The 25,430-nt window shown below is 69.6% G+C and carries 17 protein-coding genes; 7 read left to right on the plus strand and 10 right to left on the minus strand.

Annotated features, from left to right (window positions below; genetic code table 11):
* The first annotated feature begins 97 nt into the window (after positions 1 to 97).
* From JHW38_RS04830 to JHW38_RS04840, 3 genes are all read left to right on the plus strand, one after another.
* Positions 98 to 2,467 (plus strand): TonB-dependent receptor, encoded by a 2,370-nt coding sequence (locus tag JHW38_RS04830; RefSeq protein ID WP_207526251.1) that lies wholly within the window; start codon positions 98 to 100, stop codon positions 2,465 to 2,467.
* Between the two features lie 194 nt (positions 2,468 to 2,661).
* Positions 2,662 to 3,918 carry an MFS transporter gene (locus tag JHW38_RS04835; RefSeq protein WP_242691203.1) on the plus strand — a complete coding sequence of 419 codons (1,257 nt, stop codon included), beginning with the start codon at positions 2,662 to 2,664 and terminating at the stop codon, positions 3,916 to 3,918.
* A gap of 155 nt (positions 3,919 to 4,073) precedes the next feature.
* Positions 4,074 to 6,137 carry a TerD family protein gene (locus tag JHW38_RS04840; protein ID WP_207524886.1) on the plus strand — a complete coding sequence of 688 codons (2,064 nt, stop codon included), beginning with the start codon at positions 4,074 to 4,076 and terminating at the stop codon, positions 6,135 to 6,137.
* Between the two features lie 272 nt (positions 6,138 to 6,409).
* Here JHW38_RS04840 and JHW38_RS04845 read toward each other — a convergent pair whose 3' ends face one another.
* From JHW38_RS04845 to JHW38_RS04860, 4 genes are all read right to left on the minus strand, one after another.
* Positions 6,410 to 7,474: an SDR family oxidoreductase gene (locus JHW38_RS04845; RefSeq protein ID WP_207524887.1), complete on the minus strand. Its 1,065-nt coding sequence runs from the start codon at positions 7,472 to 7,474 to the stop codon at positions 6,410 to 6,412.
* Positions 7,475 to 7,627: 153 nt separating this feature from the next.
* On the minus strand, positions 7,628 to 8,200 hold the full coding sequence (locus JHW38_RS04850; RefSeq protein WP_207524888.1) for a hypothetical protein: 573 nt from the start codon (positions 8,198 to 8,200) through the stop codon (positions 7,628 to 7,630).
* A gap of 38 nt (positions 8,201 to 8,238) precedes the next feature.
* Positions 8,239 to 9,663, minus strand: coding sequence for a phospholipase effector Tle1 domain-containing protein (locus JHW38_RS04855; protein ID WP_207524889.1), 1,425 nt, complete (start codon positions 9,661 to 9,663; stop codon positions 8,239 to 8,241).
* Positions 9,664 to 9,781: 118 nt separating this feature from the next.
* Positions 9,782 to 10,315, minus strand: coding sequence for a hypothetical protein (locus JHW38_RS04860; RefSeq protein WP_207524890.1), 534 nt, complete (start codon positions 10,313 to 10,315; stop codon positions 9,782 to 9,784).
* 641 nt (positions 10,316 to 10,956) lie between these two features.
* Between JHW38_RS04860 and JHW38_RS04865 the strand changes: the two genes are divergently transcribed.
* Positions 10,957 to 11,745 (plus strand): TetR/AcrR family transcriptional regulator, encoded by a 789-nt coding sequence (locus JHW38_RS04865; protein ID WP_207524891.1) that lies wholly within the window; start codon positions 10,957 to 10,959, stop codon positions 11,743 to 11,745.
* Positions 11,746 to 11,945: 200 nt separating this feature from the next.
* Here JHW38_RS04865 and JHW38_RS04870 read toward each other — a convergent pair whose 3' ends face one another.
* Positions 11,946 to 13,040: an ABC transporter ATP-binding protein gene (locus tag JHW38_RS04870; protein WP_207524892.1), complete on the minus strand. Its 1,095-nt coding sequence runs from the start codon at positions 13,038 to 13,040 to the stop codon at positions 11,946 to 11,948.
* 413 nt (positions 13,041 to 13,453) lie between these two features.
* On the opposite strand from JHW38_RS04870, the gene zwf reads away from it, so the two are divergent.
* The 3 genes from zwf to pgl all read left to right on the plus strand — a co-directional run bounded on the left by zwf (position 13,454) and on the right by pgl (position 16,927).
* Positions 13,454 to 14,875: a glucose-6-phosphate dehydrogenase gene (gene zwf, locus JHW38_RS04875; RefSeq protein ID WP_207524893.1), complete on the plus strand. Its 1,422-nt coding sequence runs from the start codon at positions 13,454 to 13,456 to the stop codon at positions 14,873 to 14,875.
* The gene (gene glk, locus JHW38_RS04880) at positions 14,872 to 15,861 is read left to right on the plus strand and encodes a glucokinase (RefSeq protein WP_207524894.1); all 990 of its coding nucleotides are present in this window, start codon (positions 14,872 to 14,874) and stop codon (positions 15,859 to 15,861) included. Before zwf ends, glk begins: the two co-directional genes overlap by 4 nt.
* Positions 15,862 to 16,180: 319 nt before the next feature.
* Positions 16,181 to 16,927 carry a 6-phosphogluconolactonase gene (pgl, locus tag JHW38_RS04885; protein WP_207524895.1) on the plus strand — a complete coding sequence of 249 codons (747 nt, stop codon included), beginning with the start codon at positions 16,181 to 16,183 and terminating at the stop codon, positions 16,925 to 16,927.
* A gap of 247 nt (positions 16,928 to 17,174) precedes the next feature.
* On the opposite strand, the gene JHW38_RS04890 is transcribed toward pgl, so the two are convergent.
* The 5 genes from JHW38_RS04890 to JHW38_RS04910 all read right to left on the minus strand — a co-directional run bounded on the left by JHW38_RS04890 (position 17,175) and on the right by JHW38_RS04910 (position 25,290).
* Positions 17,175 to 20,387: a discoidin domain-containing protein gene (locus tag JHW38_RS04890; protein ID WP_207526253.1), complete on the minus strand. Its 3,213-nt coding sequence runs from the start codon at positions 20,385 to 20,387 to the stop codon at positions 17,175 to 17,177.
* Between the two features lie 134 nt (positions 20,388 to 20,521).
* Positions 20,522 to 21,358 (minus strand): carbohydrate ABC transporter permease, encoded by an 837-nt coding sequence (locus tag JHW38_RS04895; RefSeq protein WP_207524896.1) that lies wholly within the window; start codon positions 21,356 to 21,358, stop codon positions 20,522 to 20,524.
* Positions 21,355 to 22,233 carry a carbohydrate ABC transporter permease gene (locus JHW38_RS04900; protein ID WP_207524897.1) on the minus strand — a complete coding sequence of 293 codons (879 nt, stop codon included), beginning with the start codon at positions 22,231 to 22,233 and terminating at the stop codon, positions 21,355 to 21,357. The genes JHW38_RS04895 and JHW38_RS04900 overlap by 4 nt, the downstream gene beginning before the upstream one ends.
* Entirely contained in the window at positions 22,230 to 23,528 is a 1,299-nt protein-coding gene (locus JHW38_RS04905; protein WP_207524898.1) for a sugar ABC transporter substrate-binding protein, read from the minus strand. The genes JHW38_RS04900 and JHW38_RS04905 overlap by 4 nt, the downstream gene beginning before the upstream one ends.
* 103 nt (positions 23,529 to 23,631) lie before the next feature.
* Complete coding sequence (locus JHW38_RS04910; RefSeq protein WP_207524899.1) at positions 23,632 to 25,290, minus strand: glucoamylase family protein; 1,659 nt, start codon at positions 25,288 to 25,290, stop codon at positions 23,632 to 23,634.
* Between the last annotated feature and the right edge of the window lie 140 nt (positions 25,291 to 25,430).

Below are 25,430 nucleotides of genomic sequence, written 5' to 3' on the forward strand. Positions count from 1 at the left end.
GGGACGCCTAAACCAACAATCCATATCGAATGGGTGGGGAGAGAACAGCATGCAACACGTTGCAGACAAGCAAGTCCGGCTCGCGCACGGCCGGTTGATGCGTTACGCGCTTTCCGCGGCGATCGCCGCGGCGCTCGCGCCGGGCGCCGTACTGGCTCAGGACGCGCAGCCGGCAGCGGCCGCCGCCGCTGATTCGGCCACCACCCTCGACGCGGTCGTGGTCAGCGGCACCGCGCGCTTCAAGGGCGTGCGCAAGCGCGACGCCAGCTTCTCGATCACCACCGCCTCGGCCGAGCAGTTGCAGGAAGCCGTGCCGCTGAGCACCGCCGACGCGTTGAAGGTGGTTCCCGGCGTGTGGGCCGAATCGGCCGGCGGCAGCACCGGCGCCAACATCTTCGTGCGCGGCATGCCGTCGGAAGGCGACGCGCCGTTCGTGACCGTGCAGATGGACGGCGCGCCGCTGTTCCCGCCGCCGACCCTGTCGTTCCTGGAGAACTCCACGCTGTTCCGCATGGACGACACCATCGAGCGCATGGAAGTGCTGCGCGGCGGCCCCAGCCCGATCTTCTCCAACGGCCAGCCCGGCGCCACCGTCAACTTCATCCAGAAGAAGGGCGGCGAAGAACCCGCCGGCAGCCTGCGCCTGGGCCTGGGCAGCGACGGCTTCCGCCGCGTCGACCTGTTCAACAGCGGCAAGCTCGGCGAAGGCTGGTACTACAGCGTCGGCGGTTTCTACCGCAGCACCGACGGCGTGCGCGACACCCAGTTCCCGGCCGACAAGGGCGGCCAGCTCAGCGCGACCCTGACCCACAGCTGGGACGCCGGCGAGATCACCGTCTACGCGCGCCACACCGACGACAAGAACGCGTTCTTCACCCCGATCCCGCTGCTGTCGCGCGACAACGGCTCCAGCCTGTCGAGCTTTCCGGGCCTCAACGCGCAGACCGGCACCCTGCTCGGCAACGATTTCCGCCACGTCACCATCCCGACCGGCCGCGGCACCAGCATCAGCCGCGACCTCGCCGACGGCCGCGGCATCAACCTCGACGTGTTCGGCGCGTCGATGGACTTCTACGTCGGCGACTGGACCATCAGCGACCGGGTCAACTTCGTCACCGGCTCGGCGCCGACCAACGGCCTGTTCACCGGCGCCAGCCCGCAGACGCTGTCGTCGTTCATCGCCGGCTACGGCAGCGCCGGCACCGCGACCTACGTCAACGGCGGCGGCGCGGTCGATCCCAACCAGCAGGTGCTGACCGCCGGCTTCTGGGTCGTCGACAAGGAAATCGAGTCGTTCACCAACGACCTGCGTTTCAGCAAGGACCTGTTCGAGGGCAACACCCTGACCGCCGGCGTGTACTTCGCCAAGTATTCTTCGAAGGACACCTGGTACCTCGGCAACAACATGCTGCTGACCGCGCAGAACAACGCGCGGCGCATCAACCTGACCCTCGCCGACGGCCGCCAGGTCACCCGCGACGGCTTCACCGGCACCTCGTTCTTCTCGCTGCGCGGCGACTACGACGGCCAGAACACCGCGGTGTTCCTGGCCGACGAATGGCAGGTCAACGAGCGCCTGCGCCTGGACGGCGGCATCCGCTACGAGTGGCAGCAGGTCGACGGCACCGTGCACGACACCGCCACGGTCGACCTGGACGGCAATCCGAACACGCTGTACGACAACGCCACCTCGATCTCGCTGCCGAGCTCGCGCCGCATCGACCAGGACGACAAGCATTTCTCCTGGACCCTGGGCGCGAACTACAAGCTGACCGACAACGCCAGCGTGTTCGCCCGCGCCAACTCGGGCTACAAGCTGCCGGCGTTCGACAACCTGCGCGACGGCAACACCAAGGTGCAGGAGATCGACCAGTACGAACTGGGCTTCAAGTCCGGCGCGCAGAGCTACGACCTGTACCTGACCGCGTTCTACAACAAGTTCACCAACTCGCCGTTCCAGGCCTTCCTGCAGGACGGCACCAACTTCACCACGGTCGGCGATTCGCGCGCTTACGGCGTGGAGGTCGAAGGCGCCTGGCGCCCGGTCGGCGGGCTGGAGCTGGCCTTGACCGGCGTGTGGCTGGATGCGAAGTACGAGAACTACCGCGAGTTCACCGGCAACCAGGTGATGCGCCAGCCGAAGCAGCAGTTCCGCTTCACGCCGAGCTATTACTGGACGTTGCCGTTCGGCGATCTGAAGGTGTTCGCGACCTATTCGCGCATCGGCGACCGGTATGCGGATCTGGCGAATACGCAGAAGCTGCCGTCGTACCACACGCTGGATGTCGGCGCGAACCTGCATGTGGGCGAGCATTGGGAGTTCGCGGCGACCGGCAGCAACGTCAGCAACGAACTCGGGTTGACCGAGGGCAATGTGCGGGTGCCGGGCGCGGCGACCGGCGGGGTGTTCATGGGGCGGCCGATCGCGGGGCGGTCGTATTTGTTCTCGGCGGCTTACAAGTGGTGATCGGGTAACGCTGCCCTCATCCGCCCCTTCGGGGGCACCTTCTCCCGTAAACGGGAGAAGGGACAGCTGGCGACGCTTGCGCTTTGAAGCCCCTCTCCCGCTTGCGGGAGAGGGGTTGGGGTGAGGGCCGTCCCTACCCCGCGCCGCCCCCATGCCGCACGATCTCCCCGCAGCCACCGCCTCCCGGAGCCCGCATGACCGTCGCCACCGCCCACCGCCGCCGCATGATCGCGGCCATGATCCTGACCTACATGATGTTCGGGGTCCTGCTCAACAGCGTCGGCACGGTGATCCTGCAGTCGATCCAGGGCTTCGCCATCGACAAGGCCCAGGCCAGCATCCTGGAAGCGTTCAAGGACCTGCCGATCGCGGTCGTGTCGTTCCTGACCGCCTCGCTGCTGCCGCGGCTGGGCTATCGCCGCTCGATGATGATCGGCCTCGCCCTGGTCCTGGTCGCCTGCGCGGCGATGCCGCTGGTCGCCGCGTTCTGGATGACCAAGGTCTTGTTCATCGCCACCGGCGTCGCCTTCGCCCTGGTCAAGGTCTCGGTGTATTCGTCGATCGGCCTGCTGACCGACGGCAAACAAGCCCACGCCAGCCTCACCAGCATCATCGAAGGCTGGTTCATGGTCGGCGTGCTCGCCGGCTACTGGATCTTCGCCTGGTTCATCGATCCGCAATCGCCGGGCGACCCGGTCTGGCTCAACGTCTACTGGCTGCTGGCCGGCATCGCCGCGGTCATCATCGCCCTGCTCGCCGGCGCCCGGCTCGACGAGCGCGCCGCGCGCGACGGCCATGCCGCGGGCGAATCCTTCCTCGACATGTTCCGCCTGATCGCCCTGCCCCTGGTCGCCGCGTTCCTGGCCTCGGCGTTCCTGTACGTGTTGATCGAACAAAGCGTCGGCACCTGGCTGCCGACCTTCAACCGCGAAATCCTGCACCTGCCGGCGAAGATGAGCGTGCAGGCGGCGAGCATCTTCGCGGTGTCGCTGGCGCTGGGCCGGCTCGCCGCGGGCCTGGCGCTGCGGCGCGTGCCCTGGCACTGGCTGCTGATCGGCTGCGTGCTGGCGATGGGCGTGCTGGTGCTGCTGGCGCTGCCGCTGGCGCGCGGCGCCCAGCCGCAGGCGCAGATGAGCTGGATGAGCGCGCCGCCGGCCGCGTTCGTGTTCCCGCTGATCGGCTTGTTCATGGCGCCGATCTATCCGGCGATCAACTCGGTCGTGCTGAGCTCGCTGCCGAAATCGCGGCACGCGGCGATGACCGGGCTGATCGTGGTGTTCTCCGCGCTCGGCGGCACCACCGGCTCGTTCATCACCGGCCAGTTGTTCGCCCGCATCGGCGGCGGCGGCGCGTTCTATCTCTCGCTGCTGCCGATGACTTTGCTGGTGCTGGCGATCGCCGCGCTCAAGCGCCAGTCGGCGCGCGCCGAAGCCGCGGCGGCCGCCGCCTGAGCCCCGACCGGCGGACTTGGCGCGCGCGCCGGCGCTGGCTATGCTCGCGGCGTGGCTATGGGCGTCCTTCCTTCTTCTGAGAACCTAGGGCGCCCGCTTCCCACACCGGCCCGCTTCGGCGGGCCTTTTGTTTGCGGCGACCGAAGGAGCGCGCGATGAACGGAATCTTCCTGCGCAGGAGCGGCAAGTTCCTGCTCAAGCCCGGCGACGGCGGCGCCAGCGACGCGCAGGTCGCGATGGTGCAGCAGGAGCTGGAGCAACTCGGCTTCGCGCTCGCGCCCGAGGCGCTGGAGCGGCTGCAAACCCAATCGCCCGAACAACTGGCGCGCTGCCTGCGCGAATTGCGCCCGGCGCTGGCCAAGATGACCGGCGCGCACCGCCAGCTGCGGCCGCTGTTTCCCGACTTCCCGGTCGGGGTGCTGCGGGTCGAGGAAGTCCAGCTGTACCAGCGTGCGATGTTCCACTACGTCACCCGGCTGCAACTGCACGCGATCGAACCTGAGCCGTCGCCGCCGTTGCGCGGCGGGCGCGCGCTGCGCCTGATCGGCCTGGGCACGAGCGAGGAATTCGAAGCCGTCTGCACCCGTCTGGCCGCCTCGCCGACCTCGCTGTCGCAGCAGGACAAGGACGACCTGGGCTGGTTCGTCGGCCAGTACCGCGAGCACGTGCTGCGGATGCTGCCCGAATCCATCCCGTTCAAGGAAAACTTCGCCTTCATCGCCGCCGCGCTGCTGCGCCGCGCGCCCGGCGCGCGCAGCGAGGCGTTCGTGCGCGAACGCCTGGCCACCGCGACCGATGCACTGCGCGTGGCCGTGGCCTTCAGCGAAGGCGACGTGTCGCTGGCCGAACCGACCCGCTTCGGCCGCTTTCCGCGCGCCGTGCGGCGCCTGCTGCTGCAAGCGCTGGAAGCCTGCGGCGACCCCACTGAAGACATGCTGCGCTGGAAGGAACGCTGGAAGCGCCTCGGCGAACGCCTGCACCCGGGCGAGTACCGCGAGCGCCTGCCGGCGACCTGGAACGCGTTCCTGACGCTGCGCGAGGACCGGCCGTTCGAGCGCTTCAACAGCGCGATCGAACGCGACCTGCGCGAAGGCCGCGGCGATGCCGCCGCGCAACGCCTGAGCCAGCGCCCCGGCGAACTGGCGCGGCGCCTGGACCACTTGCTGCGCAGCGGCGCCGGCAGCGACGAGGTGCTGCGCCGGTTCCAGGCCGCGGCGCCGCGCGTGTCGACGCCGGTGCTGCTGCAACTGCACAGCCATTTGCGCCACCGCGGCCGCGCGCCGCTGCGGGTGTTCTTCCCCAAGGGCGACACCGCGCGCGCCTGGGGCGCGCGCGACCGCCGCGCGCCGCTGCCGCCCGGCACGGCCGAAGCCGGCGCGGCGATCTGCGCCGACGCCCTGCGCGCGCGCTTCGCCGAGCGCGCGCAGCTGGGCCGTTGCTGGATCGACCCGGCCCTGCGCGAGCTGCGCGCGCCGCTGGCGCAGCGCGCGGCCTCGCGCTCGCTGCGCACGCTGACCCGCGGCAGCCGTCTGGCGCTGCCCGACGCGCGCTTCATGCGCCTGTTCCTGTGGTGGAAGAACGGCCGCAGCCGCACCGACATCGACTTGTCGGCGGCGTTCTTCGACCGCGAGTTCCGCTTCCTCGATACGATCTCCTACTACAACCTGCGCGGCTACGGCGGCCACCACAGCGGCGACGTGGTCGACGCGCCGAACGGCGCGGCCGAGTTCATCGACCTGGACCTGCCGCGCTTGCGCGAATCCGGCATCGGCTTCGTCGCGGTCAGCATCCACAGTTTCACCGAGCAGCCCTACTGCGACCTGCCGGAATGCTTCGCCGGTTGGATGGCGCGCGAGGACATCGCTTCGGGCGAGCCGTTCGAGGCGCGCACCGTGCACGACCGCATCGATCTGGCGTCGAAACAGAACAGCTGCCTGCCGTTCCTGCTCGACCTGGAGCGCGCACAGGCGGTGTGGTGCGACGTCGGCATCGGCGGGCATCCGCGCTGGAACAACGCGGCCAACCAGCTGTCGGGGATTTCGCTGATCCTGCGCGCGATGGAGTACGACGCGTCGCCGGATCTGTACAGTCTGTTCGAGCTGCACGCGCATGCGCGCGGAAGTCCGGTGGCCGAGCGCGCGCAGGCCGATACCGTGTTCGCGGCCGATGGCGACGTCGATCCGTTCGATGTCGACCGCATCCGCGCCGAGTTCCTCTGAATCGCGGACGCCGAAGTCCTGGCCAAAGCGGCCAGCCTCCCCGTCGCCATGCCCGCGAACGCGGGCCCATCGTCATACCCGCGAAAGCGCACCCATCGTCATGCCCGCGAAAGCGGGCATCCAGGGCTTCATCGCGACACGACTCCGAAGTCTGCGGCTCCCCGGCTTCGTGGAAAAGTCTTCGCTACCGCCCCTCTCGCGCCAGGGCGCGGCGATCCCAAACACAGCCTCGCGGCCGAACCCCGCCCCACAAAAGCGGCCGCCCTCGAAACTCAGCCGCGCACCAGCCCCAGCTCGATCAGACTGCGCGCCGTCGCCAGCAACGCCTCCGGCGCGCTGCGCGGATTCCAGCCCAGCAGCCGCCGCGCCTTGGCGTTGCTGGCGTTCTTGAACTTGCCCAGGTCCGGCAGGATCTGCCGCACCGTCGGATCGGCCAGCGCGGCCAGCCGCACGAGCCAGTTCGGCAACTGCCGCGACGGCACCCGCCGCGCGGCCGCGCCGAGCTCGTCGCGCAACACCGCGGCCATCTGCGCGACGCTGAGGAAATCGCCGGCGGTGGCGAGGAAGCGCTGGCCGCGCGCGGCCGGGTCGGTCATCGCGCGCAGGTGCAGGTCGGCGACGTCGCGCACGTCGACCACGCCGAAGTAGAGCTTCGGCGCGCCCGGCAGCGCGCCGTCGAGCAGGCGCTTGACCAGCAGGATCGAGGTGGCGAAATCGTCGCTGAGCACCGGCCCGAAAATGCCGACCGGATTGACCGTGGCCAGTTCCAGGCTGCCGCCGTACGTGGCGATGAAATCCCAGGCCGCGCGTTCGGCCAGGGTCTTGGAGGCGACGTACGGCGCCAGCGGCGTGGCGGTGTCGCTCCAGGTTTCCTCGTCGAACGGCTGCGAACGCGGCGGATGGCCGTAACCGACCGCGGCGAACGACGAGGTCAGCACCACCCGGCGCAGGCCGGCGTCGCGCGCGGCGCGCAGCACCCGCAGGGTGCCCTCGCGCGCCGGCACGATGAGCTCGTCGGCATTGCGCGGAATGTCGGCCGGAAACGGCGAGGCCACGTGCAGCGCGTAATCGCAGCCGGCCGCGGCCTGCGCCCAGCCGGCGTCGTCGCGCAGGTCGGCGGTGTGCAGGCTGAGCCGGTCGCCGGCGTCGACGCCCGCGCGCGCCAGTACGGCGCGCAGCTGCGGCTCGCGCGCGAGGTCGCGGACGCTGGCGCGCACGCGATGGCCGGCGGCGAGCGCCTGGGCGATGCAGCGGCTGCCGAGGAAGCCGCTGCCGCCGGTGATCAGGATCGTGGCCGGTTCGATGCGGGCGTCGGTATGCGGGGCGGTGTCGTTCATCGCTGCAGCCTACCCTGCCCGCGCGCGTCGGCGGTAGCTCCCTGTAGGAGCGACGCGAGTCGCGACCGCGACAACGCAGCTACGGCGAAAGTCGCGGCGTAGTTGCATTGTCGCGGTCGCGACTCGCGTCGCTCCTGCAGTCGGGTTCCCGGCTTATTTCTTCGGCTGCTCCAGCAGCACGTATTCGCCCTTCGGCCCGGCCCGCTTGTTGCCGGCGCGCGCGCACAGGGCGCCGTCGCAGCGGGTCAAGGTGCCGTTGCGGGTGGCTTCGACGATGTCGCGGGCGAACTCGGCGCGCTGGATTTCGCGCGCGGATTTGTCGATGTAGTACCAACTGCCGCCGACCGCCAGGATCGAGCCGACCAGCAGCGCCAGCACCGCCTTGTAGATCAGGATCTGCTGCGAGCGCTCCAGCGCCTTGCGCTGGTCTTCCAGCGCCTTGGCCGCGCGCTGGGTCAGCTCGACGCTCTCGCGCAACTGCGCGCCGGCGCTGCCGAAGGCCTGCTCGACGCCGCGGCCGATGGCTTCGTGGGCCTGGTTCTGGACCACGCCGATCAGTTGCTGGGCCAGTTCCTGCGCGCCGGCGCCCATGCCGAGCGCGGCGCGGTGCAGTTCGTCGGCGCTGCGGTCCACGTGCTGGACCGCGCGTTCGTTCTGCTCCTGCAAGTGCTGCGCGAACACCGCCAGGTCGGCGGCCAGTCGTTTCAGTTCCTGTGCGTCCTGCACCGTCGGATTCGCCTCTGGATAAAATCGTTGATCGCTCATCACAGGCCCGGCGCGCGCTGCGGCGACGGCCCGTCGGCCTGCGGCGGCGGTTGCCGCTGCGTTTCCGGCTGCGCGGGCAGCTGCGGCGTCGGCGGGTTGAGCTGCTGGTAGCGCTCGAGTCCGGCCTGGAAGCGCTCCTGCGTCTGCGGGTTCTGCGCATGCTCGCGGGTGGCGTCGCGGAACGCGCCGGTATCGCCGTTGCGCGCGGCTTCGACCAAGCGCGCGAAGGTGCGGTCGATATCGCTGTCCTGGCTGCGGCCGCCGGCGACGATGCCGGTCTCGCCGCCCGGGGTCGGGCCGATCCGCACCGGATTGCGCTCGAACCGCGCGCTCATCGCTTCGTCGATCGGCTCCTTGTGGTTCGGATCGGCGACGAGGTGGCGGCGCACCTGATCCTTGCTCGCGACCGTCTCGATCCGGTCGCGCTCGCCGTCGCGGAAGCCGAAGGTGGTGTAGAACAGCGGCTGGTCGGAACGGTGCACCACATTGAGCTTGGGGTCGGTCGGCTCGGCGCGTTTTTGCAGGTACGGCTGGTCGCTGAGGCTGTTGAGGTAGTCCACCATCAGGTTGCCGCTGCGGATCGACAGCCCGTTGAGCTCGTAGCTGCCGCCGATGTTGCTGTGCGCGCCGCCGACGGTGACGTTGAGGAAGCGCTGGTTCTCGCTGTGGCCTTCGCGCACGATGCTGGTCGACTTGAACAGGTCGCGGCGCTCGTCCTCGGCGGTGATCTGGAACGCCGACATCACCGACGGCGGCAGGCGCCGGTCGTGCTTGCGCGGCTCGCCGGTGCCGACCGGATCGAACAGGCCGACCGCCTGCGGCACCTTTTCCTGCGCCGGGTCCTGCAGCGGCGCGTTGCGATACGTAGGCGGCGCGACGATGTTGCCGGCCTTGTCCTTGACGTAGACCGCGCCGGCCGGGTCCTGGATGCCGCGCTCGTCGACCAGACGCGAGAACGCGGCCTCCTGCTCGGCGCCGCGGCTGTAGCCGATGCCGGCGACGCGGATCTTGGCGTCGGGGTCTTCGGCCTTCCACGCCTTGGCCTGTTCGATGAACTGCGCGTACATCTTTTCCAGGCGCGGATCGAAGCTCTTGCCGGTGGCCGCGTCCAGGCCGCGGGTCAGCGCGTTCTTCTGCGTGCCCGGGCCTTCCACGTAACCCACCGCGATGTCGTCGCGCAGGCCGTTCTGCAACTGCTTGGCGACCTCGGCCACGTTGGTGTGGTTCTTCGGGTCGGTGCCGTACATGCTGTTGCCGGTGCCGTCGAAGCAGGCCACGAACAGGCGCGAGTGCGGGTCGCGCGAGTCGAGCAGCTTCGGCGCCTGCAGCTGCGACAGCGCCTGAGCGGCCTCGACGTAGCTGTCCAGGTCGTGCCGGTCGGCCGGATAGGTTTTGACGCCGTCGGGATTCTTGCCACCGCCCATCGCGAACTCTCCTTGATTCTGGCTTGCGGTGCCGCGCGGCGCCTCGGGCGGCCGGCTTCGGCTCGGTCGCGGCGCTGCGCCGCGTGCGCGATCGGCTTGCGGGCCGCCCGCGCGTCGCTCAGTACGTCTGCGAGTACACCCGCACCAGGTCGGCGCGGAAGTCGCTGTTCGGGTTGGCCGGATCGAGCGGCGCCTTCAACGGAATCATGCAGCGCATGTAGACGTTGATGGTGCGGTCGTTCACTTCCAGGATGATTTCCGGATCGTTGAGGCTGACGCCGGCGGCGACGTCCTCGCGCGCGGCTTCGTGGCGGATCAGCCCGTCGGCGAAGATCGCGCCGATGTCGATGCGGGCGTGGTGCTCGCTCTTGTCCTTGGCCCGCCAGCTGACCTCGGCCGGGGCCGGGAAATTGGCGATGTCCAGGTGCGCGGCCTTCATCCGCTTCGGGTACGCGGCGCCGAACGACGCCGCCGAGGCGCTGAGCCGCTCGCGGTCGTCCTGGCCGTGCGGAAAGCCGTCGTAGACGATGCTGCAGCCCCAGGTGTCGAAGCAGAAGCCGCCGAAGCGGTGGCGCTGGAACCGCAGCGGCCACTGTTCGGTGGTGACGGCTTGCGCGCCGGCGCTCGGGTCTGGGGTGGCGGAACTGGACATGGCGGTTTGACATCCTGTTGCGGCGAATAGGGCAAGCAGCGCGGCCGCGGCGCGGGCGCGGCGCACGCGCGCCCGGACGGGCGGCGGTGCCGGGCGACGGCCGGGCGCGGACGGTTTGTCCATCGGGTCCCTCCCAAGGTTCCGGTCCCGGCTGCGCCGGGGGTCGATGCGGCCACGGCGCGGACTCCCCTCCTCGCCGCGTATCGAGTGTGGCCGGAACACTCGGCCTCAGTGTGCACGCAATCGGCGGCAAGACTCAACACGCTTGCGGCCATTTTCGCGCCCACGTCGCGAACGCGCGGCCATGCCCGGGCATCGGCGCGAACCGCCGCGCGCGTTCGCGGCGCGGCGCGGGCCTGGGCGAAAGCCGGCGCGCGCGGGATGTCCGCCGGATTCCGCCGCTGCCGCCGCAACCGCGCCGGACCGGCCGCGCCGCCCGATCGCCGCGATCGGCAAAGCCGGCGCGCGAAATCGCTCACGCCGCGAGTGCGACCGCCGTCGAACTCATGACATATTGCGACGCAGCGTGATTCGCTGTCGCACGTATGCCAGAAAGCGCGCTGACCCTAGGTCGCGCAACCTTCGTCCTGTCTTGCCGCCGGAGCGCGGCCGCTTTTGGAGGGTCCGGCGCAAGCCGTTGAATGAGCACGAAAATCCTCAACGCCGGCCACACCAAGGCGCGCTTGCTGGAAGCCGCCGAGGCGCTGTTCGTCGAACACGGCTTCGAAGCCATGTCGCTGCGCCAGATCACCACCCTGGCCGGCACCAACCTGGCCGCGGTCAACTACCACTTCGGCGGCAAGGAAGGGCTGATGCAGACCTTGCTGCACGCGCGCCTGGACCGGCTCAACCAGGAGCGCCTGCGCCTGCTGTCGGCGTGCGAGCGCCAGTACGGCGGCGCCGGCCTCGACGCCTCGGCGGTGCTCAGCGCGCTGTTCGTGCCGGCGCTGCGCATGAGCCGCGCCAGCGAGGACGGCAGCGGCTTCGTGCGCCTGCTCGGCCGGGTCTACAGCGATCCCTCGCCGTTCGTGCGCAACTATCTGCGCGAGCACTACGAACCGATCTTCGGCCGCTTCTTCGAGGCGTTCGCGCGGGCCTTGCCGCAGGTGTCGCGCAACGAGCTCGGCATGCGGTTGCACCTGTGTCTGAAGGCGCTGTCGGGGCTGTTGGCCGGCGAGCGCCTGGACGAGCTGATCGCGTCCTTGTGCATGGGCGAGAAAGTCAGCGACGCGCTGATGCTGGCGCGGCTGATCAGCCTGATCTCGCCGACCCTGACCGCGCCGTTCGGCGACCGCGAGCAGATCGCCCAGGTCGAGCGCGTGGTGCTGCTGGCCGACGACGCGGCCGCCGCCGCGGATGCGCAGGCGGCCGGCGCGGGGCGGCCGGCGGGGGTGTTGCCGCCGTGGGCGGTGGAGACGGTGGAGGCTTGATCGTTCGGGGGATTCGTCGCGATGGAGCCCTGGATTCCCGCGTTCGCGGGAATGACGGACCGGAGACGACGCGGCGAGTTCTTTCTACGTCGGCGCGCCCCTAGAACCGCGCCGAATCCCTCCTACCGTCATTCCCGCGAACGCGGGAATCCAGAGACTTCAGCGCGATGCCACCGCAACGCCTGCCCTGACTTCGACACTCAAAGCCGCAACTCGCTCTCGCGATCGAAGAAATGCATGCGCTCGGCCGCATACGACAAATGCACCGTATCGCCGGCGCGCGGCAGGTGGAACGGCGGCAAGCGCACGACCAGATCGCAGCCGCCGCAGCCGAGATTGAGGAAGGCTTCGTTGCCGACCGGCTCGACCACTTCGACCTTGGCCGGCACGGTGTCGGAGCCGGCGTCGGCCAGATGCATGTCCTCCGGCCGCAGGCCGACCATCAACTCGCGGCCGATGTAGCCGCGCACCTTCTCCAGCAACTCGCCCTGCGGCCGCAAGCGCAGTTCCACGCCCTCGCCGATCTTCAGGTGCAGCCCGCCGTCGCGCTCGCTCACCGGCCCCCACAAAATGTTCATCTTCGGGCTGCCGAGAAACGTCGCCACGAACAGGTTGACCGGCCGGTTGTAGAGCTCCATCGGCGTATCGATCTGCTGGATCTTGCCGTCCTTCATGACCACGATGCGATGCCCAAGGGTCATCGCCTCGACCTGATCGTGGGTGACATAGACCATCGTGGTGCCGAGCTGGCGGTGCAGCCGCGCGATCTCGACCCGCATGGTCATGCGTAGCTTGGCGTCGAGGTTCGACAGCGGTTCGTCGAGCAGGAACACCTGCGCCTTGCGCACCAGCGCGCGCCCCAGCGCGACGCGCTGGCGCTGGCCGCCGGACAGCGCGGCGGGCTTGCGCTCCAGCAACGGCTCCAGTTCCAGCATCGCCGCCGCCTCGGCGACTTGCCTGGCGACCTCGGCCTTGCCGAGGCCGCGCAGCTTGAGGCCGAAGCCGAGGTTCTCGGCCACGGTCATGTGCGGGTACAGCGCATAGCTCTGGAACACCATGGCGATGTCGCGGTCCTTCGGCGGCACCTCGTTGACCAGGCGCTCGCCGATGCGCAGTTCGCCGCCGCTGATCGATTCCAGCCCCGCGATCATCCGCAGCAGGGTCGACTTGCCGCAACCCGACGGCCCGACCAGCACCAACAGCTCGCCGTCGGCGATGTCGAAGCTGGCGTCGGCGACGCCGACATAGCCGTTCGGATAGACCTTGCGCAGATGCTGCAGACTGACCTTCGCCATGAATTCTCCGGACTGAGCGGGCGCGCGGTGTGCAATCGGCCGCGCCGTGGGCTATTCTGCCCATGTAATCGTTTTCATGCACGTCCTGTCGCAATCCCTGGCCCGCCGAGCGGGCCGCCACGCAGGCCAGCGCCGATGACCGACTTTACCGCTGCCGCTGTCGCGGCCGCTCCTGCCGAGGCCGGTCGCGGCGCACGCGCGCTGCGCGCGCACGCCGCGGCTCGCCGGCCCGATGCGGCCCGTTCGCGCCGCGACGCGCGTCGGAATCCTTCGTTGCGTCCGCCCTGAGCGGCCGGCGAAAGTTCGCCCGCCGCCCGGGCAGCGTCTATGCTTGGGCGCCGGTCGCGAACGCCGCTTCGCACCGCCGCCGAGCGGCTTCCGGCTTCCCCCTTTCCTCTTGGTCCGTCCGCTCCATGCACGACACTCTGCTGCTGTTCGGCGCCACCGGCGATCTCTCCCAGCGTTACCTGTTCCCCTCGCTGGTCCATCTGTGGCGCGACCGGCTGCTGCCGGCGTCGCTGCGCATCGTCGCGGTCGGCCGCCAGGAACTGAGCGACGACGAGTTCCGCGCCTGGCTGCGCGAGCGCATGGCCGGCGAGGTCGCCGACGATCCGGCCCTGGTCGAGGACCTGCTCGCGCGCATCGCCTACGTCTCGGTCGACCTGCGCGACGAATCGGCGATCGCCGCCGCGCTGTCGGCCTACGCCGACCGTCCCAGCGTCAGTTACCTGGCCACCCCGCCCGACCTGTTCGTGCCGTGCGCCAAGGGCCTGAAGGCCGCCGGCCTGCTCGAAGGCGAGTCGCGGCTGGTGCTGGAAAAGCCGATCGGCCGCGACCTGGCCTCGGCGCGCGCGATCAACGCCGCGCTGCGCGCCTGCCTGGACGAGTCGCGGATCTTCCGCATCGACCATTACCTCGGCAAGGCCGCGGTGCAGAACCTGCTCGCGCTGCGCTTCGGCAACACCTTGCTGGAGGCGGTGTGGCAGCACCGCTGGATCGAGTCGGTCGACATCTTCGTCGGCGAGACCGCCGGCGTGGACGGCCGCGAAGGCTATTACGCCGGCTATGGCGCGCTGCGCGACATGGTCCAGAACCACATGCTGCAACTGCTCGCGCTGATCGCGATGGAGCCGCCGTCGGCGCTGGACGCCGATTCGATCCGCGACGAGAAGCGCAAGGTGCTGCGCGCGCTGCGGCCGGTCACGGCCAGCGACGCGGCGCAGCGTACGGTGCGCGGGCGCTACGGCGCCGGCGTGGTCGAGGGGCGCGCGGTCAAGGGCTTCGTGCACGAGTCGCCGGTGGAAACTTTCGTCGCGGTCGAGACCTTCATCGACAACTGGCGTTGGGCGGGTGTTCCCTTCCGTTTGGTCACCGGCAAGCGCCTGGCCGAGCGCGCAACCGAGGTGGTGGTGTCGTTCCGGCCGACCTCGCACTGGCTGTTCGAACGCCCTCGCCGCGGCCGCGAACGCCCGAACCGCCTGCGCATGCGCCTGCAACCCGACGAGACCATCGAACTGGGCCTGATGGGCAGCCTGGCCGCGCCGGAATGGGGCGCGCTGGAGCTCAAGCCGATGTCGCTGGACCTGTCGATGTCGGCCTCGCCGCAGCGGCGCATCGCTTACGAGCGGCTGATCGTCGACGCGCTGCGCGGCAACCAGACCCTGTTCGTGCGCGACGACGAAGTCGAGGCGGCGTGGCAGTGGATCGACAGCATCGAGAGCGCGTGGAGCGAAACCGCGCAGCCGGCGCTGGAGTATCCCGCCGGTTCCTGGGGCCCGGTCGAAGCCGAGCGTTTCCTCCCGCCCGGCAACGGCGAACGTGGAGGCGGCGCATGACCGGCGCGTTGTTGGCCGATATCGGCGGCACCAACGCCCGCTTCGCCCTCGGCACCTCCGACCCGTCCGCGCCGGCGCTGCTGCCCGACAGCGTGCAGGTGTACGCGGTCGCCGACTTTCCGTCGCTGGCCGACGCCGCGCGCCATTACCTCGACAAGGTCGGCGCCGCGCCGAGTCATGGCGTGTTCGCGGTGGCCGGGCGGGTCGACGGCGACGAGGCGCGGATCACCAATCATCCGTGGGTGATTTCGGCCGAGCGCACGCGCATCGCGCTGGGATTGACCCGCATCGACTTGGTCAACGATTTCGCCGCGCAGGCGATGGCGGTGTCGCTGCTCGGCACCGGCGACGTGGTGCCGATCGGCGGCGTGCGCTGGAACGGTTGGAACGACAGCGGCGACCGCACCTACGCGATCATCGGCCCCGGCACCGGCCTCGGCGTCGGCGCGCTGCTGCGCCGCGACGGGCGTTTCTATCCCTTGCAGACCGAAGGCGGCCACGTCAGCTTCGCGCCGAACAATCCCGAGGAGATCGACGTCCTCAAGCGCCTGTCGGGCGAATTCGGCCGGGTGTCGAACGAGCGGCTGATCAGCGGCAGCGGCCTGGTCAACCTGCACCGCGCGCTGAGCCAGATCGCCGGCGAAGACCCCGGCCCCTTGCAGCCGCAGGACATCACCGCGATGGCGCGCGAAGGCGACGTGCGCTGCCTGCGCGCGATCGACGTGTTCTGCGCGGTGTTCGGCGCCGCCGCGGGCGACCTCGTCCTCACGCTCGGCGCCTGGGACGGCGTATTCCTGCCCGGCGGCCTGGTGCCCAAGCTGATGCCGTGGCTGGCGCACTCGGGCTTCCGCCAGCGCTTCGAGCACAAGGGCCGGTTCTCGCCGACGATGGCGCGGGTGCCGACCCTGGCGGTGACCCATCCGCAGCCCGGCCTGCTCGGCGCCGCCGCGCTGGCCGCGCAATGCGCGCTCAAAGCCGCGGCATAACCGACAACCGCCCCGTGTAGGAGCGGCGCAAGCCGCGACCCGGCCCCCGCAACCGCCGATGCGATCCAATCGAAGGCCGCCCTCACCCGGGCGGCCTTTTCGCTGCGCCCGATAAAACCGGCAGCCGCTTTTCCATGAAAGAAACTTCGTCTCCGAACGCTTGCGCCAAACCCGCACCGAACCGGCCCAGCGATCCCGCAACGGCCAACGCGAGCGCGCCGCCCACCGACGCACTGCGCACTTCAACCGCCCGCACATGAGGCATCAGTCACATTCAGTCAGCACACCGGCTTAAACCGCCGCATGCGAAGATCGCCGCATGCTCGACGATTCCCGCCCCGTCCCGCACGATCCCGCCCAGCGCGAGGCCGCGCCTTATCGCTGGCACGAACACCGCAACGCCGACGCCTGGACCTGGGCCAGCGCGGTGGCGATCGCCGCCGAACTGCGTCGCGACCTCGCCCGGCGCCCGCGCGTGCGCCTGCTGCTGTCCGGCGGCACCACGCCGGCGCCGGTCTACCGCGCGCTGGCGCGCGCGCCGCTGGACTGGGCGCGGGTCGACGTCGCCTTGGTCGACGAACGCTGGCTGCAACCGAGCGACCCCGACAGCAACGCCTGGCTGGTGCGCACCAACCTGCTGCGCGACAACGCCGCGATGGCGCGCTTCGAATCGCTGACCCGCCCCGGCCACGGCATGGAGGAAGCGGTGTCCTTCGCCAACGCCCACGCCCGCCAACCGGTCAGCGCGGTGGCGCTGGGCATGGGCGAAGACGGCCACACCGCGTCGCTGTTCCCCGGCATGGCGGCGCTGGATCGGGTGTTGAACTCGCGCCAGCCGTACGTCGCCATCGATGCCGGCGGCTCCGCGGGCGCGAAGCAATGGAGCAAGCGCATCAGCCTGACCCCGGCCGGGCTGGCGCTGGCGCAATCGCGGTTCCTGCTGATCCAGGGCAAGGCCAAGCGCGAGGTGTTCCGGCAGGCGCTGGCCGATGGCGATGTGAAGCGTTATCCGGTGTTGTTGGCGATGCAGGGCGAGGTGCCGTTGGATGTGCATTGGTGCGCGTGAGGGCGGTGCTTGGCGACCGGGTCGCAAGACGTCGGGCCTGAAGTCCCTTCTACAACAACGACCGGCCTCTCACCAGGACGTCATCCCCGCGAAAGCGGGGATCCAGGGCTTTATCGCAGCATGGCTCTGAAGTCTCTGGATCCCCGCTTTCGCGGGGATGACGACTTCCAAACAGCGCTTTGAAGCGGAAGGCGCCTCGCGCCCGACGCTCTGCGTCGACACCGTTACCCCAGCGCAAGCGCCGAACTCATTCCACCTCGACCGTCACCCGCGCCGGCACCCGCTCGATCTTGAGCTCGCCGTCCTTCCATTCGCGCGCTTTGCCATCGACCAGCGTGCGCCCCGGCGCCGTCGCCAACGGCCATTTCAACGCCACCCCGCCCGGCGGCAGACGCAGCCCCGATTCCAGTTCGAACGACACCTGCGCCCCGCTGCGGCGCAAGCGATACCCCAACGCACCGTACGGCGTGCGCAACCCCGACACGCTCACGCCCTCGCCGTCGAGCCACGCCGCCGGCACGCCCGCGGCCAGCACCAGCGACCGATCGAGGTCGCGGGTGTAGGCGAACATCTCCAGCACCGAGCGCACATAGTCCGACTCGACCCAGGCGTGCGGCAGGTCGCCGACGAAGAACGGCTTGCGCGGCGTGCGCGAGACCACTTCGGCCCACTGGTTCCAGCCGCGCGGCTGCTGGTCCTTGAAGAAGAAATCCAGCGCCTCGTGCGCGCGCTCGCGCCAGCCCAGGCGGACGAAGCTGCCGACCGTGCGCAGTTCGTAAGGCGTGTAGTCCTTCCATTCGCGGCGGCCGTCGCGGCGGTCGACGAACTCCTTCCAGTAACGCTCGAACGTGTTGTCGAGCAGCGGCTGCGGCAGCCGGCCCTGTTCGCCGCCGGGCGCCAGCGCGATGGTGGTCGAGGTGGCGTCGAAATCGCCGAGCTCGGCCGCGCCGGGGATGTAGTCGATGCCGTGGCGGCGCGCGGCGTGGTCGATGGATGCGTACAGATCGGTGCGGAACTCATCGCGCGAGGCGGCGAACGCGCGCGCTTCCTCGTCCTTGCCCAACCACGTCGCGATCTCGACCGCGTCCTTGTAGCCGCGCAGCGCCCAGAAATTGTCCCAGTACGAATGCATCGGCTTGGCCGAATAGCCTTCGTGGCTGATCGAAGCCGGCATCATTCCGTAAAAGGCCGGATCGCGCGCGCGATTGGCCTCGGTACGCTCGCTCGCGCGCAGCTGATCCATGTAGCGCACCGCGCCGACCACGTGCGGCCACATCTGCGCCAGCAGCGCGCGGTTGCGGTCGTAGCGGTATTGCTCGGCGATGGCGAAGATCAGCTCGCCGTGGCTGTCGTTCTCCGGCACCGGGTCGCTGCCGCGGTCGTCGACGCAGCACGGCACCTTGCCGTTGGCGAACTGGTACGGCGCGTACCAGCGCAGGAATTGTTCGGCCACGTCCTCGCGGCCGAGCCGCAGCAGGCCTTCGTTGATCATCGCGCCGTCGCGGATCCAGGCGCGCGCGTACGAGCGCGTGCCCGGCTGCAGGCGCGGGCCGGTGCGGCTGATCAGCATGTGCGCCAGCGCGGTGCGCAGCGTATCGACCACGTGCTGGCCGGCGGCCGGCACCCGCAGCGCGACCCGGTCGAGCTTGTCGCGCCACTGTTGCGCGACCAGTGCCTGGCGCGCGGCGACTTCGGCGGCATCGCCGAAGCCGCCCTCGTCCGCGCCGATCAGCGCGCTGCTCCAGACGAACTCGCGCGACTGGCCGGGCTGCAACGTAACGCGATAGACCAGCGCGCCGGACGCCATCGCGTTGCGGTCGTTGTCGACGGCGGTCTGGACCGAACCGCCGAAGCGGCCCAGGAACTCGGCTTCGGCGCTGCAGGCCGCGCACGAACGCGCCCAATCGGCCTGCGCCAACAGCTTGACCACGTCGCCATGATCGAAGGTCGCCGCCAGCGTCGCATCGGCGGCGCTGGCCTGGATCCGCCGCGACGCCAGCCGCCCGTCGCCGCCTTCGACACTGAAACCGTGCTTGTCGCTGCGCAGGCTGCGGATGCGGCTGACGCCGCCGACCTGACTGAGGAACTGGGTCGGCGGATTGACCTGCAACGGCCGCAGCGCCAGCACGAACTGGTAGCTGCGCGGTTGCGCGCCGGTGTTGGTCAGTCGGTAACGCGCCATCAAGCGCGAACCGCCGCCGCTGTCGCGGCGGTCGTCGGCGAAGGCGGTGATGTCGAGACCGAACTGCGGATGCTTCCAATGCGAGGACGGAATCGGCAGATAGCCGTCCTGCAAAGTCTGCGAGACCTGCGCATCGGCCCAGGTCGCCAGCTTGCCGTCGCTGACCACGAACGGCTCGAGACTGAAAGCGCCCTTGCCGACTTCGATCGCGCCGTCTTCGCCGATCAGCGCCTGATCGGTGCCGCCGTCGACGCCGATCAAGGTCCAATACGGCTGCTCGCCGCTGAACCCGCGCGGGTAGCGGCCGCGCGGCGCTTCCGCGGCGACGGCGCGGACGAAATCGTTCGGCGTGGCGGCGAACGCCAGCGGCTTGACCTCGAACTCCGCCAGCGCGATCTCCGCCTTCGGCCCGCCCCGCGCGGTGAGGCGCAGGTAGCGCGCCTGCGCTTCGGGCAGCGCGATGAAATCCGCATCGCCGTCGCCATCGCCGAGCGCGGCGGCATCGCGCCAGCGCTGGCCGTCGTCGGACAGCGCCAACCGATACGCCGACGCGTAGGCGTCGCCGAGCCAGCGCAGCACCACGCCGCCGAGTTCGCGCGAGCGGCCCAGGTCGACGGTCAACTGCGGCGGCGCGGCCGGATCGAGCTTGGCCCGCCACGCGCTGTCGCGCTTGCCGTCGACCGCGTTGCCCGCCGCGCCGCCCGGCAGCGCCGCGTTCGCGCTGGCGCGTGCCAGATACGGCCCGCCCGGATCGACCGGCAACGGCTGCAGGCTCAGCGAATCGAAACACACCGAGCCCTTGCCGCCGGCGCTGTTGTAAATGGTGAATTCGAGCTTGGCGCTGCGGCGCAAGCTCGGATCCGGATCGGGGCCCCAGGCGCGCGAGATGTGCCGCTTCTTGTAGACCACCGGCGTCCACTGCTTCGGGTAGTCGTAACGCGGCGTGTTGACCCACCACACGTTGTCGCCGCTGGCGTCGACCAGCTTGAACTGCAGGTCGTTGGCCGGCGAATCGCCGCGCAGTTGGAACGCGAACTGGTAGTTGTCGGGATAGTCCAGCGGCAACTCGCGCTGCAAGCCCGCGTAGCCCGACACGCCGTTGAAATCGTAGTCCAGGCACAGCGCCGCGCCGTCGGCGCCGTCGGTCTTGCGCAGTTGGGCGGTGACCTGATCGGAGACGACGACCTTCCACGGCCCGGCGGATTCGAAATCGTCGAGCGTGCGCGGCGCCGACACTGCCGGCGCGGCCGCCGCGGCTGCGCACGGCGCGAGCGCCATCAGCCAGATCGCCGCCTTCAAACCCGTCGTACCGCCTCGTCGTTCCGCCATCGCTCGCACTCCTTCCGCCGCAGCCCGCGGCTCGCCATCGCAACCATCGCGCCCGCGGGCGCCCGAACCGCGCGCCGCCGGCCTCAGCCCTTGACGCTGCCGACCAACAGACCCTGCAGGTAGTGACGCTGCAACGCCAGGAACAGCAGCAGCACCGGGACCACGGTCACCACCGAGCCGGCCATCATCATTTCGTTGTCCTGCACGTGCTCGCGCGACAGCGAGGCCAGCGCCACCGGCAGGGTCTGCAGGTGTTCGTCGCTGAGCACGATCAGCGGCCACATGAAATCGTTCCAGGCGCCGAGGAAACTGAACATCGCCAGGGTCACCAGGATCGGCCGCAACGCCGGCAGCACGATCTGGAAGAAGATCCGCAGCTCGCCGGCGCCGTCGATGCGCGGCGCCTCCAGCAGTTCGTCGGGAATCGAGCGCGCGTACTGGCGGACCAGGAAAATGCCGAAGATGCCGGCCATGCCCGGCACCACCGCGCCGGCGTAGGTGTTGATCAGCCCCATCTGCTTGAGCATCAGGAACAGCGGCATCATCGACACCTGCGCCGGAATCACCAGCGCCGCCAGCAGCAGCCGGAACACGGTCTCGCGCCCGGCGAAGGCGAGCTTGGCGAAGGCGTAGCCGGCCAGGGTGTTGAGCAGCACCGCGATCACGGTGACCAGGGTCGAGACCAGGAAGCTGTTGAGCAGGTAGCGGCCCATGCCCATGCGCGAGAACAGCTCGCTGTAGTTGTGCAGGGTCGGCGACTTCGGCCACAGCGGCGGCGGGAACGCCGCGGCTTCGCCGGGCTGCATCAGCGACACCGCCAGCATCCACAGCAGCGGCGCCAGGCTCAGCGCGGCCAGCGCGATCAGCAGGCCGTTGACGATGGCGCGGGCCAGCCACGCCGGCATGCCGTCGCGGTTCATTCGATCCCCTTGCGCCGCGCCAGCCACATCAGCGCGCTGGTGGTCGCGGTCATCAGCACGAACAGCAGGAAGGCCACCGCCGAGGCGTTGCCGAGGTTCCACCACTTGAAGCCTTCTTCGTACATCAGGTACAGCACGCTGACCGTGCTTTGCAGCGGGCCGCCCTGGGTCATCACATAGGGCTCGGCGAACAGCTGGAAATAGCCGGCCAGGGTCAGGATGCTGACCATCAGCAGCACCGGCCCGAGGATCGGCAGGGTGATGTGGCGGAACTGGCGCGAAGCGCTGGCGCCGTCGATGCGCGCGGCTTCGTACAGGTCTTCGGGGATCGCCTGCAGGCCGGCGAGGAAGATGATCATGTTGTAGCCGAAGTTCTTCCACACCGCGAACAGGATGATGCTAGGCATCGCCCAGTGCGGATCGCCGAGCCAATCGACGGGATCGATGCCGAGCGCCGACAGGCCCCAGTTGATCAGGCCGTAACGCGTGTGCAGCAGATAGCGCCAGATCACCGCGACCGCGACCACCGTGGTCACCACCGGGGCGAAGAACGCGGTGCGGAAGAACGGCTTGAACGCGCCGAGTTTCGAATTGAGCAGCAGCGCCGCGCCCAGCGACACCGCGATCGACAGCGGCACGCCGACGACGACGAAGTACAAGGTGTTGCCGAGCGCCTTCCAGAACAGCGGATTGCGCAGCAGGTTCAGGTAATTGTCGAAGCCGACGAAACGCAGGTTCTCGATGTGGGCCAGCGAGTAGATGTCGAAGTCGGTCAGGCTCAGCGCCAGCGCGGCCAGCACCGGCAGGCCGAAGAACACCCCGATCACGGTCAGCGCGGGCGCGGCGAACATCCAGCCGGCGGTCGAGGGCTTCATGCGCCCTCCCCGGCCGCGGCCGCGGGCTTGGCCGCGTGGTCGAGCATCCAGCGGCGCTTTTCCAGGATCCGGTCGGCGCGGCGGTCGAGTTCCTCGGCGGCCTGGTCGACCGTCAGCCGTCCGTTCGCGAGCTGCTCGCCGACCAGCTTGATCTCCATCGCGATGCGCTCCCATTCCGGCACCTTCGGCGCCGGCCGCGCGCGCTCGAGCTGGTCGCGGAACGCGCGCGCGTACGGGTCGGCGACCAGCGCCGGCGCGCTCCACGACTCGCGCCGCGGCGGCAGGTTGCCGGTGAAGCCGTGGAAGCGGATCTGGGTCTGCGGTTCGGACAGGTAGGCGATCAGCTTCCACGCCGCGTCCTGGCGCTGCGAGCCGCGGAACAGCACGAAGCTGGCGCCGCCGGCGACCGACGCGCCCGGGCCGTGTTCGCCCGGCAGCGGCATGGTCATCCAGGTGTCCTGCAGTTCGGCCGGCAGGCGCTTCTTGAACTCGGCGATGTTCCAGGGGCCGTTGACGTAGAAACTGAAATAGCCGCGGCCGAATTCGTTCCAGACGTTGGCGATCTGGGTGTTGCTCGCCAGCGGCGCCCACTGGCGCTCGAACGCCTCGCGATAGAACGCCAGCGCGCGCTTGAAGCCGGGGCTGCGGAAATTGCCGTAGCGGCCGCCGTCGCGCAGCAGCGGCTCGTCGGCCTGGATGCCCAGGTTCAACAGCGGCTCGGGTTCGTTGAGCGGAAACAGCGCGGCGTAACGGTCGGGGCCGACTTCGCGCTTGATCGCCGCCATCGCGGTCTTCCACTCGTCCCAGGTCTTGGGCGGCTGGGCGATGCCGGCCTTCAGCAGCAGGTCGCGGCGGTAGTACGGCAGCCGCGTTTCGACGTACCACGGCACCGCGTAGACCCGGCCGTCGATCACGCCGGTGTCCCAGGCGCCCGGGAAATAGTCCTGCGCGCGCAGCGACGCCGTCGCCGCGACGCGCGCGTCGAGCGGCTGCAGCGCGTCGAGCAGCGCGAACTCGGACACCCAGGTGTTGCCGATCGCGCACACGTCCGGCAGCGAATCGCCGGCGAACGCGGTCAGCAGCTTCTCGTGCGCGGAGGTGATCGGCAGCTGCTGCACCTGCACGCGGATGTCGGGATGGCGGCGTTCGAACTCGGGGATCAGGCGCTGGACCATCTCGCCTTCGAAGCCCATCGCCCAGAACTTCACCACCGTGCGCCCGTCGCCGCGGCCGGAGCAACTGCCCAGCAGCGTGGCCAGCAGCGCCAACGCGATCAGTGCGAACAGGCGCCGCATCGCCGCGACAGCGCGCGCGCGGCGGCCGCCTCGTTGCCGCGCGCGAACGCCCAGACCCTGCCTGCCGCCGTCGGGCGCGACCGCACTCATGAGGCTCAAGCGCTCATTCGGGCTTCGGCGCCGGCTTCGGCGGCGTGCGCGCGGCGCGCGACTCCGCCTCGCCGAGCGCGCGCGCGGTGGCCGGATCCATCGGGCCGGCCGGCTTCGCCGCCGGCTTGGCCTCGGCGGCCTTGTCCTTGCCCGCGTCCTTGCCGCCGTCCTTGCCCTTGTCCTCCGGCGGCGCCAGCCAGCCGCCCTTGAAGCCCGCGCGCTCCAGCCCGGTGCGGATGTAGGCATTGCGCTTCATCACGTTCCAGACGAATTCGTTGCGGTAGTTCGAGATCATGGTCAGGATCGGCCCCTGGTCGATGCCGATGTAGTCGCTCGACACCCAGCCCTGGTTCGGCACCAGCCGCCCGGTCTTGAGCGGAATGTCGTAGTTGAAGCTGGGGTTGAACGAATCCAGGAAGCCGTAGCTGGAATAGATGTACTCGCCGTAGCGCTCGTGCATCGACACGGTGGTCGGAATCACGATCTCCGGCGCGAACGGCAGCGAGGCGATCGCCGCGGTCGGGGCGATGGTGCCGTCGTCGAAGTTCTCGCGCAGGCCGGCGCCGCGCGCCGAGTAATGGCGGAACTGGCGCTGCTCGCCGCGGTATTCCTGCAAGGTCTGCTGCGGGCCGTCGCTCGCGGTCAGGCCCCACAGCTCGGGGCCGTAGTCCTTCCACTTCATCGGGTTGGCGATGGCGTAGGCGCGCTGGGCGTAGGCGGCGCGGCGGCTGTTCTCGAAATAGTCGATGCCGCGCTCGCGCATGTACTCGTCCTGGATCCCGCGGAAATCGATCCAGACGTGACTGTACTGGTGGCCGAACATCGGGCCGAAGGCCAGGAACTCCTCGCCCTGGTACACGCCCCAGACATCGTTGTAGGTGCGCGTCCACACCGTCCAGGCTTCCGGCTCGACCGGATGGCTCGGCGAGCCCAGCGCCAGCACGTACAGCAGCATGGCCTCGTTGTAGCCCATCCAGTCGTGCTTGATGAAGCCCGACTCCGGGAACCAGCCCATCGAGATCAGCGGCTTGTTCTGTTGCAGCCACTGCCAGTCGACCCGCTTGTACAAGGCGTCGGCGATCTCGCGGATTTCCTTCTCGCGCGCGTCGTCGCGGTCGTAGTACGACTGCGCGAACAGCACGCCCATCATCAGCAGGCCGGTGTCCACGCTCGACAGCTCGACCCAGCTGTCGTAACGCTCGCCCTTCTGCATGTCGAGGAAGTGGTAGTAGAACCCCTTGTAGCTGCCCTTGCCGCTGGCCTGCGGGCCGGCCGGCAGGTCGCGCAGGAACTTCAGCGTGACCAGGGTGCGGTCGACCGCCTGGGTGCGGCTGACCCAGCCGCGTTCGATGCCGATAGGATATGCGGTCAACGCGAACCCGACCGAAGCGATGGACGCGAACGGCCTTGAGGGATAGCGGTCAGGCGTCAAGCCATTGCGCTCGTTCGACGTATCCCAGAAAAACTGGAACGTCCGCTTCTCGATATCGCGGAACAACGGCGGCAGTTCGAGCCGCTCCTGCTTCAGCGGCTCGACCACGACCGGCTCCGGACTGACGATGGGTTGCGTCTGCGATTGCTCCTCCGGCTTCTTGCAAGAGGACAATGCGAGCAACAGCGTGCCCAGGACAGCGAAGGAGACTGCGCGCGTTGTCGTTTTTGCGTGTTGCATGAAGCCAAAGACCCCTGTGTCTTCGTGAACCCGTCCGCGCCCCGGGCGCGGACACCTCGTTTGCTTTGTCCCTGCCTCGCCGCGATTGGTTCCCGCTGCGAGCGCAAACCGGCGCCGGCCGCAGACGCGGCCGGCGCGCG

This window comes from Lysobacter enzymogenes, from assembly GCF_017355525.1.
Classification (GTDB): domain Bacteria; phylum Pseudomonadota; class Gammaproteobacteria; order Xanthomonadales; family Xanthomonadaceae; genus Lysobacter; species Lysobacter enzymogenes_C.

What these genes read in the sequence shown, in the direction of transcription:
- JHW38_RS04830 (WP_207526251.1), top strand. Translation starts at nt 98, where the DNA reads ATGCGTTACGCGCTTTCCGCGGCGATCGCCGCGGCGCTCGCGCCGGGC.
- JHW38_RS04835 (WP_242691203.1), top strand. Translation starts at nt 2,662, where the DNA reads ATGACCGTCGCCACCGCCCACCGCCGCCGCATGATCGCGGCCATGATC.
- JHW38_RS04840 (WP_207524886.1), top strand. Translation starts at nt 4,074, where the DNA reads ATGAACGGAATCTTCCTGCGCAGGAGCGGCAAGTTCCTGCTCAAGCCC.
- JHW38_RS04845 (WP_207524887.1), bottom strand. Translation starts at nt 7,474, where the DNA reads ATGAACGACACCGCCCCGCATACCGACGCCCGCATCGAACCGGCCACG.
- JHW38_RS04855 (WP_207524889.1), bottom strand. Translation starts at nt 9,663, where the DNA reads ATGGGCGGTGGCAAGAATCCCGACGGCGTCAAAACCTATCCGGCCGAC.
- JHW38_RS04860 (WP_207524890.1), bottom strand. Translation starts at nt 10,315, where the DNA reads ATGTCCAGTTCCGCCACCCCAGACCCGAGCGCCGGCGCGCAAGCCGTC.
- JHW38_RS04865 (WP_207524891.1), top strand. Translation starts at nt 10,957, where the DNA reads ATGAGCACGAAAATCCTCAACGCCGGCCACACCAAGGCGCGCTTGCTG.
- JHW38_RS04870 (WP_207524892.1), bottom strand. Translation starts at nt 13,040, where the DNA reads ATGGCGAAGGTCAGTCTGCAGCATCTGCGCAAGGTCTATCCGAACGGC.
- zwf (WP_207524893.1), top strand. Translation starts at nt 13,454, where the DNA reads ATGCACGACACTCTGCTGCTGTTCGGCGCCACCGGCGATCTCTCCCAG.
- glk (WP_207524894.1), top strand. Translation starts at nt 14,872, where the DNA reads ATGACCGGCGCGTTGTTGGCCGATATCGGCGGCACCAACGCCCGCTTC.
- pgl (WP_207524895.1), top strand. Translation starts at nt 16,181, where the DNA reads ATGCTCGACGATTCCCGCCCCGTCCCGCACGATCCCGCCCAGCGCGAG.
- JHW38_RS04890 (WP_207526253.1), bottom strand. Translation starts at nt 20,387, where the DNA reads ATGGCGCTCGCGCCGTGCGCAGCCGCGGCGGCCGCGCCGGCAGTGTCG.
- JHW38_RS04895 (WP_207524896.1), bottom strand. Translation starts at nt 21,358, where the DNA reads ATGAACCGCGACGGCATGCCGGCGTGGCTGGCCCGCGCCATCGTCAAC.
- JHW38_RS04900 (WP_207524897.1), bottom strand. Translation starts at nt 22,233, where the DNA reads ATGAAGCCCTCGACCGCCGGCTGGATGTTCGCCGCGCCCGCGCTGACC.
- JHW38_RS04905 (WP_207524898.1), bottom strand. Translation starts at nt 23,528, where the DNA reads ATGCGGCGCCTGTTCGCACTGATCGCGTTGGCGCTGCTGGCCACGCTG.
- JHW38_RS04910 (WP_207524899.1), bottom strand. Translation starts at nt 25,290, where the DNA reads ATGCAACACGCAAAAACGACAACGCGCGCAGTCTCCTTCGCTGTCCTG.